Source organism: Gemmata algarum (genome assembly GCF_034097035.1).
GTDB classification, from domain to species: domain Bacteria; phylum Planctomycetota; class Planctomycetia; order Gemmatales; family Gemmataceae; genus Gemmata; species Gemmata algarum.
This window is the reverse complement of the sequence record NZ_JAXBLV010000015.1, coordinates 1-15,173: the sequence shown is the minus strand read 5'-3', so window position 1 is coordinate 15,173 and position 15,173 is coordinate 1. Positions and strand designations below refer to the sequence as shown.

Annotated in this window: 14 protein-coding genes; 13 read left to right on the top strand and 1 reads right to left on the bottom strand. The window is 68.9% G+C overall.

Going from position 1 to position 15,173, the window contains the following annotated elements:
* On the top strand, positions 1-246 hold a 246-nt coding region (locus R5W23_RS03510; RefSeq protein WP_320685135.1), incomplete at its 5' end, for a hypothetical protein.
* 70 nt (positions 247-316) lie between these two features.
* Here R5W23_RS03510 and R5W23_RS03505 read toward each other — a convergent pair.
* On the bottom strand, positions 317-733 hold the full coding sequence (locus tag R5W23_RS03505) for an EamA family transporter (protein WP_320685134.1): 417 nt from the start codon (positions 731-733) through the stop codon (positions 317-319).
* Between the two features lie 177 nt (positions 734-910).
* Between R5W23_RS03505 and R5W23_RS03500 the strand changes: the two genes are divergently transcribed.
* From R5W23_RS03500 to R5W23_RS03445, 12 genes are all read left to right on the top strand, one after another.
* Positions 911-1,420 carry a PepSY-like domain-containing protein gene (locus R5W23_RS03500; protein WP_320685133.1) on the top strand — a complete coding sequence of 170 codons (510 nt, stop codon included), beginning with the start codon at positions 911-913 and terminating at the stop codon, positions 1,418-1,420.
* 24 nt (positions 1,421-1,444) lie between these two features.
* On the top strand, positions 1,445-2,128 hold the full coding sequence (locus R5W23_RS03495) for a response regulator transcription factor (protein WP_320685132.1): 684 nt from the start codon (positions 1,445-1,447) through the stop codon (positions 2,126-2,128).
* 3 nt (positions 2,129-2,131) lie between these two features.
* Entirely contained in the window at positions 2,132-3,223 is a 1,092-nt protein-coding gene (locus tag R5W23_RS03490) for a bile acid:sodium symporter family protein (protein WP_320685131.1), read from the top strand.
* A gap of 33 nt (positions 3,224-3,256) precedes the next feature.
* The gene (locus R5W23_RS03485) at positions 3,257-3,826 is read left to right on the top strand and encodes a fused DSP-PTPase phosphatase/NAD kinase-like protein (RefSeq protein WP_320685130.1); all 570 of its coding nucleotides are present in this window, start codon (positions 3,257-3,259) and stop codon (positions 3,824-3,826) included.
* Positions 3,827-3,989: 163 nt separating this feature from the next.
* Positions 3,990-5,552 (top strand): TolC family protein, encoded by a 1,563-nt coding sequence (locus R5W23_RS03480; protein ID WP_320685129.1) that lies wholly within the window; start codon positions 3,990-3,992, stop codon positions 5,550-5,552.
* The gene (locus R5W23_RS03475) at positions 5,525-6,829 is read left to right on the top strand and encodes an efflux RND transporter periplasmic adaptor subunit (RefSeq protein ID WP_320685128.1); all 1,305 of its coding nucleotides are present in this window, start codon (positions 5,525-5,527) and stop codon (positions 6,827-6,829) included. The genes R5W23_RS03480 and R5W23_RS03475 overlap by 28 nt, the downstream gene beginning before the upstream one ends.
* A 7-nt stretch (positions 6,830-6,836) precedes the next feature.
* On the top strand, positions 6,837-9,917 hold the full coding sequence (locus R5W23_RS03470) for an efflux RND transporter permease subunit (RefSeq protein WP_320685127.1): 3,081 nt from the start codon (positions 6,837-6,839) through the stop codon (positions 9,915-9,917).
* On the top strand, positions 9,914-11,332 hold the full coding sequence (locus R5W23_RS03465) for an ATP-binding protein (protein ID WP_320685126.1): 1,419 nt from the start codon (positions 9,914-9,916) through the stop codon (positions 11,330-11,332). Before R5W23_RS03470 ends, R5W23_RS03465 begins: the two co-directional genes overlap by 4 nt.
* Positions 11,333-11,543: 211 nt before the next feature.
* Positions 11,544-12,065 (top strand): hypothetical protein, encoded by a 522-nt coding sequence (locus R5W23_RS03460; protein WP_320685125.1) that lies wholly within the window; start codon positions 11,544-11,546, stop codon positions 12,063-12,065.
* A 5-nt stretch (positions 12,066-12,070) separates the two neighbouring features.
* Positions 12,071-12,310: a hypothetical protein gene (locus tag R5W23_RS03455; RefSeq protein WP_320685124.1), complete on the top strand. Its 240-nt coding sequence runs from the start codon at positions 12,071-12,073 to the stop codon at positions 12,308-12,310.
* A gap of 61 nt (positions 12,311-12,371) precedes the next feature.
* Positions 12,372-13,643, top strand: a complete 1,272-nt coding sequence (locus tag R5W23_RS03450) for a hypothetical protein (RefSeq protein WP_320685123.1) — start codon at positions 12,372-12,374, stop codon at positions 13,641-13,643.
* Complete coding sequence (locus R5W23_RS03445; protein ID WP_320685122.1) at positions 13,564-15,063, top strand: hypothetical protein; 1,500 nt, start codon at positions 13,564-13,566, stop codon at positions 15,061-15,063. The genes R5W23_RS03450 and R5W23_RS03445 overlap by 80 nt, the downstream gene beginning before the upstream one ends.
* The last annotated feature ends 110 nt before the right edge of the window (positions 15,064-15,173 follow it).

Below are 15,173 nucleotides of genomic sequence, written 5' to 3'. Positions count from 1 at the left end.
GAAGCGTGGGACCAGTTCTGTGCGGCCGAGCAGTTGGACCCTAGCGTGTGTGAGTCGGTGGCCCCCGGGTGCCAGGCGCTAAAAGTCGCTGCGGGCGAAGCGGTAGTGCGCGGCTTCAACGTGACCGAGGCCCAAGAGCACACGGCCCGCGGCGGGGCGGATGCGCCGAAGTTGTTGAAGACGGCCGAATCCGTGGCGGCGGAGCTGTCCGCTGCGTTGTCGTTCCTCGTCGCGCAGTGGAACTGACACTTCAAGAGGCGCGCTGTAGCCCGCGCCCGAACCGGGGTTAGACCGTATCGCGTGCCGGCTTGAGGTCTTATTTCGTGGCGATAACGACCGCCCCGGCCACGATCAAACTGCCGCCGACCCAGTGCTGCCAGACGAGTCGTTCGTCCAGAAAAAGGGCGGCGAAAGCGATAGCAAACACCACGCTCAGCTTGTCCACCGGGGCCACCGACGAAGCTTCCCCGAGGTGCAGCGCCCGGAAGTAGCACAGCCAAGATGCCCCGGTCGCCAGCCCGGATAGTGTCAAGAACACCACCGCCCGGCCTGACAACGTCTTCCACTCCGGTTTGTCACCCACCACCACAATCACCCAGGCCAAGACCAAAACGACCGCGGTACGGATCGCCGTCGCCAAATTCGGTGCAATGTCGTTGGTCCCGGCCTTCGCCAGCACGGCGGTGATCCCGGCGAACAGGGCCGACAACAACGCCCAATAGGCCCAGCTCATGTGATTCCTCCCAGGCCGCTGTACGACCGGCGTCCGCCGCTGGAGCGAAGATAAGTAGAACCTTATCTTGGGCTCACCGTGCGTTCAGGCTCGGCTGGTATTGTTACCATCGCCCTCGAAGCGGGGCGGGTTGATTTCACCGCCCCCCGGGTTCGGGCATTCAATCGGGAGAGACGGATGCGAACGATGTTGCGTGTGATGGTGGCGGTGGTCGCAGGCGCGATTGCGGCAGCCGGCGTGCGGGCCGACGAGGAGAAGGTGCCGCTCGACAAGCTCCCCAAGGCCGTCGCGGACGCGGTGAAGAAGCGCTTCCCTAAAGGCGAGCTTGTCGAAGCCGCGAAGGAAACCGAGGGCGACAAGGTCGAGTACGAGGTGACTGTCAAAGACGGCGGAACGAAAATCGACGTGATGCTCACCCCGGACGGCAAGATCACGGTCATCGAGAAGCAACTCGCCGCCAAGGATTTACCCAAGGCGGTGACCGAAGCTCTCGGCGCCAAATACCCGAAGGCCACACTTAAGACGGTCGAGGAGGTCATCAAGGTGAAGGACGGGAAGGAAGCACTCGACTTCTACGAGGTGCTTGTGGTCACTGCCGACAAGAAGACGTTCGAGGTCAAACTGACCGCCGAGGGGAAGATCACCGAGACGGATGAGAAGAAAGAAGAGAAAAAAGGCAAGAAATAACGCCGGGCGTGGGAGGGCGAGCCGATGGGGATTCGCATTCTGGTCGTTGAGGACGAGGTCGAAATCGCCGATTTCGTCGTCCGGGGGCTGCGGGAAGAGGGCTTCACCGTTGAACATTCCCCGGACGGTCTCGATGGCTGGCACCGACTTTCGACCGAGTCGTGGGACGTGATCCTGCTCGACTGGTGGCTCCCCGGTGTCGAGGGGCTGGCGCTCCTCGAACGCTTTCGGCAGGTCGGGGGCGCGGCCCCAGTGCTGTTCCTCACCGCGCGTGACGCGATCTCGGATCGGGTGCGCGGCCTCGACGGCGGGGCCGATGATTACCTGTGCAAGCCGTTCGCCTTCGAGGAACTGCTCGCCCGCGTCCGCTCCCTGTCCCGCCGGCCCGCCGGACGAGCCGCGCCCCGCCTGACCCACGCCGACGTGAGCATCGACCTCACCACGCAACAGGTGCGGCGGGCCGGGCAGCGGCTCGAACTCACAACCCGCGAATACGCCCTGCTGACGCTCTTCGTCCGGCACCCCGGCGAGGTGCTGTCCCGCACCCGCATCTACGAGCAGGTGTGGGACGAGCGGTACGACGGGGTGTCGAACACGCTCGAAGTCCACGTCATGGAACTGCGGAAGAAGCTCGAAGCCCACGGCCCACGGCTGATTCAAACGGTACGGGGCCGGGGGTACGTCTTCGGAACTGAAGGAGGAAGTTGAGGTATGGGTGTCCTCGAAGGCCCGCTCGCTCGATTCGCCGAGGTCCTGCACCACCGCCTGCTATGGCTGCTCGTTGCCGTGTACGCCCTGGCCGGGATCGCCCCGGCCGCCGGATTGTGGCTGCGGTCGGCCGACCTCCACACAGTCGAACTCCTCGGCAGCCCGGTCACGGCCTCGCTGCCTTCAATCCTACTGTCGGTGCTGCTGTTTAACGCCGGGCTAGGGGTCGAACCGGGTCGGCTTCGCGACCTGCTCGGCAAATCCGGCCTGCTGCTCGCGGCGCTGGTGGCGAACGTTGCGCTGCCGCTGACGTTCATCCTCGCCGTTTCGGCCTCGCTGACGCTGTGGCACAACCCGACCGAGGTGCAGTACATCTTGGTCGGCCTCGCCCTGATCGCGTCGATGCCGGTCGCCGGGTCTTCGACCGCGTGGTCCCAAAACGCGAACGGCGACCTCGCCCTGAGCCTCGGGCTGGTGGTCGGCTCAACCGTCCTCAGCCCGCTCACCACCCCCGCCGTCCTCCACGCGGTCGGGTGGGCGGCGAGCGGTCCCTTCGCGGACACCTTACATCACCTCGCGGCGAGCGGAACGAGTTCCTTTCTTGCCGCCTTTGTCATGGCCCCATCGCTGGCCGGCATCCTGACGCGGTGCCTCCTCGGCGGCGGGCCAGTCGCGCGCGCCAAGTCGGGGTTGAAAGTCGTCAACTCGGTCACGTTGCTGGTCCTCTGCTACGCGAACGCGGCGGTCGCGCTGCCGAAGACGTTCGCCGACCCGGATTGGGATTTCCTGACGGTGATGCTGATGATCGTGTTCGGCATGTGCGCGCTCGGGTTCGTCGCCGGGGCCGGCCTGTCGCGGGTGTTCGGGGCCGACCCCGGCCGGCGGGCCTCGCTCATGTTCGGGCTGGGCATGACGAACAACGGCACCGGGTTGGTGCTGGCCACGACCGCCCTGGCACACGTCCCGGAGGTAATGCTCCCGGTGATCTTCTACAACCTCGTCCAGCACGTCGTCGCGGGCTTCGCCGACTCACTCAACCGCCCAACCGACCTCGCGGTCGCGCCGGGATACGCCGCGTCCGAGGAAGGTCGCTGAGTAATCGGTGAGGCGCAGTTTAGGGAGCATTTGATGACGCGGAGTCGGCGGCGGGTTTGGGCGCTCGGGGCGGTAGTGACGGCCGTCGTTGTCTCGTCCTTCTGGGCCGCGAATTACCACCTGCGTGCCCTTCGCACTGTGGAGCCGGGCGTTCTGTACCGGAGCGGGCAACTGACGCCGACCGGGTTGAAGTACGCGCTCCGACGCCACCGCATCAAGACGGTGGTCACGCTTCGAACCGTTCGTGACCCCAACAGCCCGTACCTCGATGCGTGGGAAGAGGACGTGTGCGCGAAGTACGGTGCGCGACACGTCCGCATCCTCCCTCGCCCGTGGGACGTTGACGCGAAGGGTGAAGTCCCGGCCGCACAAGTGGTGCGGGAGTTCCTGGCGGTGCTGGACGACCCGGCCAACCACCCCGTCCTCGTTCACTGTTACGCCGGCGTACACCGAACCGGAACGGTCTGCGCGATCTACCGAATGGAGTACCAGCACTGGCCCGCCGACCGCGCGATCACGGAAATGGAGGAGCTCGGGTTCCCGCCCGGACAGAACCGCAAAGCGATTGAGGGGTATCTGCGCGATTACCGCCCTCGAAGGTGACACGACCAGCCCCTGGGTTCGCAAGATAAGGTTTTCCTCATCCGCCCGACCTACACAAAGTGCAGGAGCCGCAAAAACCGATACCCAAGAGACGAGATCACGCGATTCGGGGATGGAGCTACTTCAAAGCGCTAATTCGTTATCTGAACACAGGACGAACCGAATGCGACATCCACATAACTACAGGAGGCCGCAGCCCCGCGATTGGGGCGGGATAACCTTCTGCGTCCTGTGCGCTCTGGCCGGCTGCCGGGCCCCGTCCGCTCCGGACTGCACGGCAGTTTCCAACCACCTGACGCAGCGGGTTGGCCACACTGTCCCGTCCCGCACCGAACCGGCACAAGTCGCCCTACCGCCGGGGGCGGCGTTCGAGGACGGCGTCACCGAGGACGAGGCCGTCGCCATCGCACTGTGGAACAACGCGGCTTTTCAAGAGCTTCTGGTCGATCTCGGAGTGGCCCGGGGCGACCTGATACAGGCCGGGTTACTGCCCAACCCGGAGTTCGTCTACTACTGGCCGATGGCGGACAAGCCCTTCAAGTACCTGTTCGATTTCCCCATCGAAGCGATCTGGCTCCGCCCCATTCGGGTGAAGTCGGCGGCACGGGAGGCCGACCGCACCGCCGCCCGTCTCGCCCAGGCGGGCCTCGACCTGATGAGGGACGTCCGGCAAGCCTACGCCGACGTGGTGCTCGCGAAGGAGCGGGTGCGGGTCGCGGGCGAGTCCGTGAAACTGCGGGGCCGGATCGCGGAATTGGCCGAAAAGCGGCTGAAAGCCGGCGACATCTCCCCTCAAGAAGCGGCCACCGCCCGGATCGACGCCCTGCAAGCCGAGCAAGACGCGACCCGGATCGGGTACGACGTGCCGGTCCTTGAGGAGCGGCTGAGGAACTTGATGGGCGTTGGCGCGATGCGGGGGCCGCTGCCGCTCGACCCGTCGCCCCCGCCACCGTGCCAGACGTTCGACGCGGACGCCTTGACTCAAGAAGCACTGGCGACCCGCCCGGACGCGGTCGCCGCCGCCGAAGCGGTCGCCGCCGCTCAGGCCCGCCTGACGTTCGCCCGACTCGGGTGGGTGCGGTTCCTCGGCGTCGTCGATGCGACGAGCGGTAAGGCGAGTCACGTCCTCGGCCCGGCCCTGCGGTTCACCGTGCCGCTGTTCAACCGCAACCAGGGCGGCATCGCCCGCGCCGAGGCCGAACTCGAGCGGGCGGTGCGGAACCAAAAGACTGTTGCGAACCAGATCGTCCTCGACGTTCAACGATCGCACCTCCAGTACCGGCAGGCGTGCGCCGAACTCGACGTGCTGCTCGTCAAGGTCCGGCCCGAAGTAGAGGCCGCGATCCGCCGCGCCCAAGCGGCGTATCAGGAGGGGAACGTCCCCATCTTTATCGCACTGGCGGCGACCCAACAGTTGCTCGACAACTACCTGCGCGAGGCCGTCCTGCACGGCGACCTGCGGCGGTTCTGGGCCGAACTGGAGCGGAGCGCCGGGAGGCGGCTGCCGCCACTGCCCGCCCCCGCCGCAACGGCCCCCCCGATGTCGCCGCCGGTCGCACCGTCGGCCGCGGCCGACAATCCGCCCTCGAAGTTCGATCTGCCGAAACAATCCGCCCCGCCGACCGCACGGGTCGAGCCGATCGTCTCGGCTGCGTGTTCGCCGGTCGCTCCCCGGCCCGTCGCGGCGGAGGCACCGCAGTGGACCCCCGTGAGGGCCAAACCGTGAGCCGGCTGCAAGGGATCGCGACCGCCGCCCTGACCCTCGCGCTCGCCGCCGCGGTAGGGGCCGGGGCGTGGTGGCTCGTCACCAACAAGCCCGCCGCAACCAAGGCCGACAAGCCGCCGGGGCCGGCGACCGTCGCCAAGGTGGTGAAGGAAGACGACCTCAACACGGTCGCCCTTACCGAGGAGGCCGAGAAGCGGCTGGGGCTGGCCCTTGCCCCGGTCGAAACAAAGGCCGTCCGCCGGGTCCGCGTGTATGGCGGCGAGGTAACGGTTCCGGTCGGGCAGACGATCCTCGTCGCCGCGCCTCTGGGCGGCACCCTCAAAGCGCCTGCGGGCGGGGTGCCGAAGGCCGGCAGCGTCGTGAAGGCCGGGCAGCCGGTGTTCCAGTTGGCGCCGCTGCTGACACCGGACGGGCGCGCGACCCTGTCCGCCGCCCTCGCGGAGGCCAACGGGCAGGTGAACACTGCCAAGGCGAGTTTCGACCTGACCGACATCGCCGTGAAGCGCGCCGAGCGGGTGCTGAAGGAGGGGGCCGGCAGTCAGCGGCTGGTGGACGAGGCCCGGGCGGCGTTCGACGTGGCGAAGCGGACGCTCGACGCGGCCGCGGCGCGGCAGGTCATCCTGAACAAGGTGGTCGGGGACGCCGAGGGCGGGACCGTCGCCCCGGTCCCCATCGACGCCCCGCAAGGCGGCATCCTCCGCGTCGTGTCCGCGTTGCCCGGTCAGACGGTCCCGAGCGGGTCCGCGCTGTTCGAGGTGATCGACCTCTCGACGCTGTGGGTGCGGGTGCCGCTGCCGGTCGGCGACCTCGACGGCACCGACCGCAACGAACCGGCCCAGGTGGGCAAGCTGTCGGCCCCGCCCGGTGTGCGGCTGCCCGCCGCCAACCCGGTCGCCGCCCCGCCCTCGGCCAACCCGCTCGCGGCTACGGTCGATGTGTTCTACGAACTGCCGAACGCGGACGGGAAGTTGACCCCGGGCCAGCGGCTCGGTGTGACCGTCCCGCTGACGGACGCGAAGGCGAGCCGCACCGTGCCGTGGTCGGCGGTGGTTTGGGACACGGACGGCGGCACCTGGGTGTACGAACGAATCGCCCCACGGACGTACAAGCGGCGGCGGGTGCTCGTCGCGTACACCAGCGGGGCGGACGCGGTGCTGGCGGATGTCCCGCCGAATGCTCCGCCGAACACGCCGCCGGCCGGCCCGTCTGTCGGAGCGGTGATCGTGACGAAGGGGGTGCAGGAGTTGTTCGGGGCGGAAACCGGGTTTATCAAGTGAGGGCGCCATGCTCAGCAAGCTGATCTCGTCGTCCGTGCGGGGCCGGGTCGTCGTCCTCGCGCTGTGCGGCCTGCTCATCGCCTACGGGTGCCGCACCGCCCGCACCGCCCCGCTCGACGTGTTCCCCGAGTTCGCCCCACCGAAGGTGGAAGTCCAGACCGAAGCCCCCGGCCTGTCCACCGATGAGGTTGAGGCGCTCATCAGCGTGCCGCTCGAGAACGCACTCAACGGCACCCCCGGACTGAAGACGATCCGGTCCAAGTCGGTACTGGGGCTGTCGTCGGTGGTGCTGCTGTTCGAGGAGGGCACCGACATCCACAAGGCCCGGCAGTACGTTCAGGAGCGGGTCGCCGCCGAAGCCACCCGTCTGCCCGTCGTCGCCCGCCCGCCGGTCATCTTGCAGCCGCTTTCATCCCTCAGTCGGGTGATGAAGATCGGCATGTCCTCCAAGACGATGTCGCAGCAGGATATGACCGTCCTGACCCTGTGGACGATCCGGCCGAAACTGATGTCCATCCCCGGCGTGGCCAACGTCGCCGTCTGGGGGCAGCGCGACAAGCAGTATCAGGTGCTGGTCGATCCCGACCGACTTCGGGTCGCGGGCGTCGCACTCGATCAGGTGACGGCGGCGGCACGGGACGCTACCGCGCTTGAGTCCGGAGGGTTCGTGGACAAGCCGAACCAGCGGCTGGCGGTCCGCCACCGCTCCGTGATCCAAAGTCCGGACGACCTGGGCCGGGCCGTCGTCACTTTCCAAGGGAACGCCCCGGTCCGCCTCGGCGACGTGACGGCCGTGCAGTTCGGCTCGCCCCCACCCATCGGGGACGCGATCATCAACGACGGCCCCGGCCTGCTTCTGATCGTGGAGAAGCAGCCGGCCGCCAACACGCTCGAGGTGACCCACAGGGTCGAGGCCGCACTGAAAGAGTTGGAACCGGGCCTGACCGGCGTCGAAATGGACCCGACCATCTTCCGCCCGGCGACGTTCGTGGAGCGGGCCGTCGAGAACCTCGCCCACGCCCTCTTCGTCGGCTGTGGGCTAGTGGTCGTCATCCTGATCCTGTTCCTGTTCGACTGGCGGACGGCGCTCATCAGCCTGACGGCCATCCCGCTGTCGTTGGTATCCGCCGTGGTCGTCCTGACGGCCTTCGGTGTGACGCTCAACACGATGGTGATTGCCGGGCTGGTGATCGCCCTCGGCGAGGTGGTGGACGATGCCATCATCGACGTGGAAAACATCGTCCGCCGGCTGCGGCTGAACCGGGCGGCGGTGCCCCCCGAATCGGCGTTCGCGGTCGTCATCGGCGCCTCCAACGAGGTCCGCAGCGCGGTCGTGTACGCGACCGGCATCGTCGTCATCGTGTTCCTGCCGATCTTCTTCCTCGACGGCATCGCGGGGGCGTTCTTCCGCCCGCTGGCCCTGGCCTACATCCTGGCCATTCTCGCCTCGCTCGTTGTCGCCCTGACGGTCACTCCGGCTCTGTCGTACACGTTGCTCACCGGAAGCCGGGGCCGCCACGCCGAAGCCCCGGTCGCGCGCCTCTTGCGGCGGGTCTACGGGGCCGTGGTGCCGCATCTGATCGGCCGGCCTTACACCGCGTTGGGGGGCATCTCAGCCGCGCTCATGTTGAGCGGTGCCGCCGCCACGCGGTTCGGGTCTGAGTTCCTCCCCGAGTTTCAGGAGACGGATTTCCTGATGCACTTCATTGCCAAGCCCGGGGCGTCGGTCGAAGAGATGGACCGGATGACGGTGCTGGCGAGCCGCGAACTGCGGGCCGTCCCCGGCGTGCGGAACTTCGGGTCGCACATCGGGCGGGCCGAGGTCGCCGACGAGGTGTACGGCCCGAACTTCACCGAGCTGTGGATCAGCATCGACCCAGACGTGGACTATCAGGCCACCCGCAAGCGCATCCAGGCCGCGATGAACGGCTACCCCGGCATGTTCTGCGACGTGCAAACCTACCTACAAGAGCGCTCGAAGGAAGTACTGTCGGGGACGAGTTACAGCATCGTGGTAAGGCTGTTCGGGCCGGACATGGCCGGGCTGCGTGTCAAAGCGAAAGAGGTCGAAAAGGTCATGAGCGGGGTTGAGGGCGTGACCGACCTGAAGGTCGAGTCGCAGGTGCTGCTCCCCCAGATCGAAGTGCGCCTGCGTCCCGAGGCGGCAGAACGGTACGGGCTGACCCCCGGCCACGTTCGGCGGGCCACGACGACGCTGTTGCGGGGGGCCAAGGTCGGCGAGGTGTACGAGGGGCAGAAGCGGTTCGACGTGGTGGTGTGGGGCGCGCCGTCGTGCCGCGACGACGTGGCCGCGGTGCAGGCGCTGCCGATCGACACGGCGGCGGGGACGCAGGTGCGGCTCCACGAAGTCGCCGACGTGGTTGTGGTGCCGATGCCGAACGAGATCAAGCGAGAGGCCGCGTCCCGCCGGCTCGACATCACCTGCAACGTGAAGGGCCGCGACTTAGGGGCGGTGGCGTCCGAGGTCGAGGAGAAGGTGCGCGAGGTGAAGTTCGACGCCGGCTACCGCCCCGAGTTCCTGGGTGAGGAAGCGGCGCGGCGGGCGTCGAGTCGACGGCTCTACCTCTTGGCGGGGCTGGCGCTGCTGGGCGTGATCCTCGTCATCTATTCCGACTTCGGGTCGTGGCGGCTGACGCTCATCGTGGCCTTCACCCTGCCGTTCGCGCTGGTCGGTGGGCTGGCCGGCGTGGGCCTGTCGGGCGGTGTGGTGTCGCTCGGGTCGCTGGTCGGGTTCGTGACGGTACTGGGGATCGCGGCCCGCAACGGCATCATGCTCGTCAGCCACTACCGGCACCTCGAAGACGAAGAAGGCGCGGTGTTTGGACCGGAGCTGGTGCGCCGGGGGGCGGAGGAGCGATTAGCCCCGATCCTGATGACCGCGCTCGCGACGGGCTTGGCCCTACTGCCGCTCGTCCTGAGCGGCCAGAAGCCGGGCCACGAGGTCGAGTACCCGCTCGCGGTCGTGATCCTCGGCGGGCTGGTCACCTCGACGCTGCTGAACCTGTTCTTGCTGCCGCCGTTGTACCTGCGGTTCGGTCGCCGCACCGTCGCCGAGCGAGAGGTGTGACCGTGTCGCTGACGAACCGGCTGACGTTGTTCTCCCTCGTGGCCCTCGGGGTCGTACTGGCGGCGTTCTCGGGGGCGATGTACGCGCTGGCCCGGACGCACCTGATGCGGCAGTTGAACGACCGGGCGACGGCCACGCTGGACACGCTGGTCGCCGCCGCGGAGGTCGAGGGTGACGGCCTGGAGTGGGAACCGAAAGAACGTCGGATTCTGCTCCGGGGCGACGGCGCGCCGCCGGTCTGGGCGGTGTACGACGAGAGCGGTCGGCGGCTCGACGGGTCCGACGGCCCGGCCCGCCCGCTCGACGCCTTCGCGGGCGCCGGCCCGGACGGTGAGCAGAATCGGGTCAACGCGACCTGGGAGGGCGGCCACTGGCGGGTGGTCCGCCGGACGCTGCGGCACCCGCACCCGGAAGCGATTCGGACGACCCCGGCCCGCCCGCGTTACCACACCCTGGTGTTCGTGACAGCGTGGCCGGCGGCCCCCGCCCACGACCTGTTGCGGACTATGGCTTGGAGCCTCGGCGGGGTGTCGGTAACCCTGTGGGTCGCCGCCGGCCTGGGCGGGCGGTGGCTGTGCCGGCGCGCGTTGGCCCCGGTTGCCCGCATGACCGAATCGGCCAAGCGGATCACCGCCGCCGACCTGGGCGAGAGGCTGCCCGTCCCCGCCGCTCGCGACGAACTGCACGACCTCGCCGCCCGGTTCAATGACCTCTTGGCCCGCCTTCAGGACTCGTTCGAGCGACAGAAGCGGTTCACCGGTGAGGCGTCCCACCAGTTGCGGACCCCGCTGACGGCCATGCTCGGCCAGATGGAGGTGGCCCTGCGACGGGACCGCGCCCCGGACGAATACCGGCGGGTGTTGACGACAGCGGTCGCACAGGCCGGGCGGCTGCGGCAGATCGTGGAGTCGCTCCTATTCCTCGCCCGCGCGGACGCCGACGCCGAACTCCCCGGCCTGGAGATCATCGACCTCACTGCTTGGGTCCGCGACTACCTTGCGAGTCACCTACACGATCGCGCGGGTGACATCCGGTTTGATGCGCCGCGGACCAGCGCCAACGTCAAGGCCCAGCCGGCGATGCTCGCTCAGGTCGTCGGCAACTTGATCGACAATGCTTGCAAGTACAGCAACTCCGGCACCCCGGTTGTCGTGTCCGTTGCGGTCGCGGGTGGCGAAGCGGTTTTGTCCATTGAGGACGCCGGCCACGGCATCGACCCGGCGGAAGTGGGTCGCATCTTTGAACCGTTCTTCCGTTCGGCGGAGGCCCGTCGCCGAGGCGTCAGTGGCTTGGGCTTGGGCCTTGCCGTTGTGGCACGGATTGCCCGGTCGTTCGGCGCGCGGATCGACGTGCAGAGCGAACCGGGGCGCGGGAGCCAGTTCGACGTGCGGTTTTCGCTCGCCGACGAAATCTAGGTCCGAGATCAGGTGCCACCTGCAAACCCACTGACGGCACTTCGTAGGAGTGCTAACCCGCTTCGCTCTCAGCGACCCGACTTACCCAGCCCTTGTCCACACGGCCTAAGCACGAGGCCAAGGATGCGTAGAATGTTTCATGCTCCGCACCTCCCTCTCAGGTTCGCAACGCTCGGAACGTCAAGCCCTTCGCCGCACCGACCTGCCGTCGGTGGCCCGCGACCGTCTGGAACTGGTCCTGCTGTCCGCGGCCGGGTGCTCGGTATGCTCCGGGGGCCAGGGCGTGTTCACGTACACGTACACGACCAACTCAGCGCGCGGGCTCTTGGAGACGAACGCGTGGGCCACGAAGACGGTGGAGGCGCTGCCGGACGGCAGCACTAACACGTTGTACACCAACGCCTTCGGGCAGGTGATGCTGGGGGGGGCGGACGGGACGAGTCAGTGGCTCAGCGACACGCGGTACGACGCGGACGGGCGGGTGGTGCTGGAGGCCGGGCCGACCACGGTGACCGGGTACAGCGAGGGGGACGCGGACCTGGTCGGGTTCAGCGGCGGGAACGCGGCGTACCTGAGCGACACGGTGGGGCTGGTGACCGGGTACACGTACGGGACCAGTACGATGGCGACCACCTCGGCGGCGGGGGACGCGCTCGGGTACCTGAAGCAGGCGGCGATCCGGCAGGGGAGACCGGAACCGCGGTCCCGCAGTACGCGGCCACGTACATCCTGAACACGGTGAGCGGGCTCGACTTCGTTCACCTCGCAACGGCGACCGTGTACCGGAACGACAACGGGACCGGCGGGCAGACCACGAGCTACAGCTACACGTTCACGAGCGGCACCAACCAGATCGCCTCGACCACGGCCACGCTGCCGACGGTGACCCCCGATAATCGGCAGTTGGTGCCAATAGTTCCGGCGGGAGCGGCTGAAAGCAAAAGAGCGGAAAGAGTAGAGAAGCGGATTGCAAGGTGAAAGCGCGTTCACTAATCTTGATTCATGTGAATGATCTCCTCACCCGCCGCACGAGGACGGCATGGCGCTCCACTACTCCCCGCGCTCGGTCCTTCGCCACCTGCCCCTGCCCCTGATCCGGGCGTTCATGTCCCACGAGGGCATCACCCCCGACGCGCTGGCCCGGCCCGCGTGGGACGCGCTCGTCGAGGGCGACACCGGCGCCCTGCACGACGCCTGGCGGAAGCTCCCGCCGGACCGCCGCGAGCCGTTCGAGCAGATGATGCGCCAGGTGCACGAGCTGGCGTCCGAAGCGGGCACCCGGCAGATGATCGCCGAGGGGCCGCACCACCGGGTCGAGCTGGCCGACACCCTCGCCGGCATCGACGGGTTCCACGCCAAGGCGCTGTGGGTGTACACGTACCACCGGCACGTGTTCCACACGGCCCGCCAGTTGCTCGCCGCCGGGTGCCCGATGGGCCGGTTCTGGAACCTGACCACGGGCTTCGATGACGTCCCGTTCGACGCCACGCCCGGCGCCCTGACCAACCTCCGCCAAGCGGTGGCGTTCCTGTACCGGGAGCAGGGGCGCGGGCACCAGTGCTCGATCGAGCAGTACGAGCGCGACGGGGCCTTGTACGTGTTCCTGTTCGTTGACGACTACACGCACACGCACACCGCACACGACGTCCGCGGCACCCTCACCCGTACGCCCCTGCGCCCCACGTTCGAGGTCGTTTACGTGTACACCCCGTCAGGGGTTGCGCCGAACGGGGTGGGGACGCTGGACCTGTACGCGCGCGGGGACCGGCGCTGGCGGGCGGAACTGCGTGAGCGGTTCTGCGAGCACGTCCTGCACACCCGCGCCCCGCTCGCCGACCCGGCCCGCCGGTCGTACCACCTCAACGGGCTGATCGACCACTCGTTCCCGCTGACCACCGACCCGGCCCGCGGCGTCCTGTCGGCGGTGATCCGCAAGATGCGGGTGGTGGCCCGGGAGGACATGACCCGGCGGGTGGTGCTCGAGGCGAACGCGGCCCGCACCGGGGACGTGTACGAGATGCTCGACATCCACTTCCCGGTGGAGCGGTTCCCGCGGGACGAGCTGCTGGTCAGCATGGTCACGTTCACCATCATGCACACCCCGCCGGACGGGGACCGGGCGCGCCCGCTGACGTTCGACGTGAGCTTCCCGGACGCGTGCAACCTCAAGAGCCTCTCGCCGGCCCACCGCGAGGTGGGCGAGTGGTGCTTGCGCCAGTGGGGGATCCTCGGTGACGACGAACCGGGCGACTACGGGGGCGGGGACGACGGCACCGACGGCGGACCTGCTGGCGCGCACCGAGCGGCCTGACCCGACGTTCGCCGCGGCCGAGGTCGGCGCGTGGCCGGACGGCACGACCGCCCGTCTGATGCGCCTCGGGCTGCTGGCGCCGATCGAGCCCGCCGCGGTGTCGGTGTGCACGGCGTGCGGGTTCGATCACGTCGAGCCCGTCCAGTGGACCGCCTCGGCGGGGGCGGAGCGGCGCGCGTACCTCGTCTGCCCGTACGAAGGGATGGCCGTGCCGCTCGATCCCGCGGTCCTGCGGCGCTGGGCGGTGCGGGCGCCCGCACTGGCCGCCGTGGTGGCGTCCGCGGCGGGCGCCTCCGGCACAGTGACCACGCGCGTGCCAGACCGGGTGTGGAAGCTCGGCACCGTGCGCGTCGGCGGCCGCGTGTGGGTCGCGTTCCTGGCCGTCGGGCTGACCCGCCCGGACGCGGCGGCCGTTGCCGAGGCCGTCCCGGAGCTGCGGGCCGCGAACGCGCTGGTGTTCGTACCCCAGACGGTTCCGCCACCCACTGTGTGGGCGGACCGGGCGCCGGTCGTGGTCCCGCTCGCCGACCTGCTCACGCTCGGTCCGAAGGGAATGACCGCCGACCGGGAGCAGCTCGCGTCGGCCGTCACCCCCGCCACACGCCCGGTACCAAAAGAGGCGAGTCGAACGTTCCCGACGCCACCGGGCGCCACCTGGGAGCAGGTCACGCTGGTCGTCGGCGAGCACCACGTTCGCGTTCAGGTCGGTTCGGTCGCGGAGCGGTTCGGGTTCACGGAGGCCGGGTTCGCGGACCGCCGCGCGAAGGGCGCCCCGGACGACGCGTGGGCGTTGCTGGGCCTGCTGGCCCGGTCCCGGGGGACGCTCGGCACCGACGACGCGGTCCGCACCAAGTCGGGCGGGCTGAAGCAGAAGGTGGGGACCCTGCGCACCCGGTTGCGGGGGCTGCTCGGAATCGAGGCCGACCCGTTTCACCCGACCCGCAAGGGGGAACCGTACCGCACCCGGTTCACGATCAGCCGGGACGGGCCGGTCGTGTTCCCGACGCCGCCGAGCGCGACGTGGGACGACCTGACCGTAACCGAGACGAGCGATGGCGTCGTCATCTCGGTGACGGTCGAACGGCGCGACATCGCGTCCGAGTTCGGCGACACGGGCGGGCGCCGGCGGGTCGGCACCGTCGGGCGCGGCGAGCGGCGCTCCACCCACACGCTCTCGGACCTGGGGCTCACCGACCCGGACGGGGCGCCGACGCGCGCCGGCGCGGCGTTCCTCGACCTGCTCCGGGGCGGCGGGCGCCTGACCCGACCGCAAGGCGCGCCCGAACTGCTCGCGCTGGGGCGGGCGCTGGCGCAGTTCTTTCCGCTCGACGACCCGCCCCTCGCTTTCGATCCAGCCCGCGCACTGTGGGTGGCGCGGTTCGAGGCCGAGTCGCTCGTGCCGCCGTCCGATCGGTCATAAATGACCGACGCCCGCGGCGCCGCGGGCACATTTCTTCTCGATTTTCTTTGCCCGCAACCAGCGCTTTTCCCGCCCGTTTCGGTGCCCCCGGGGGACCGGAGCGGCACGTT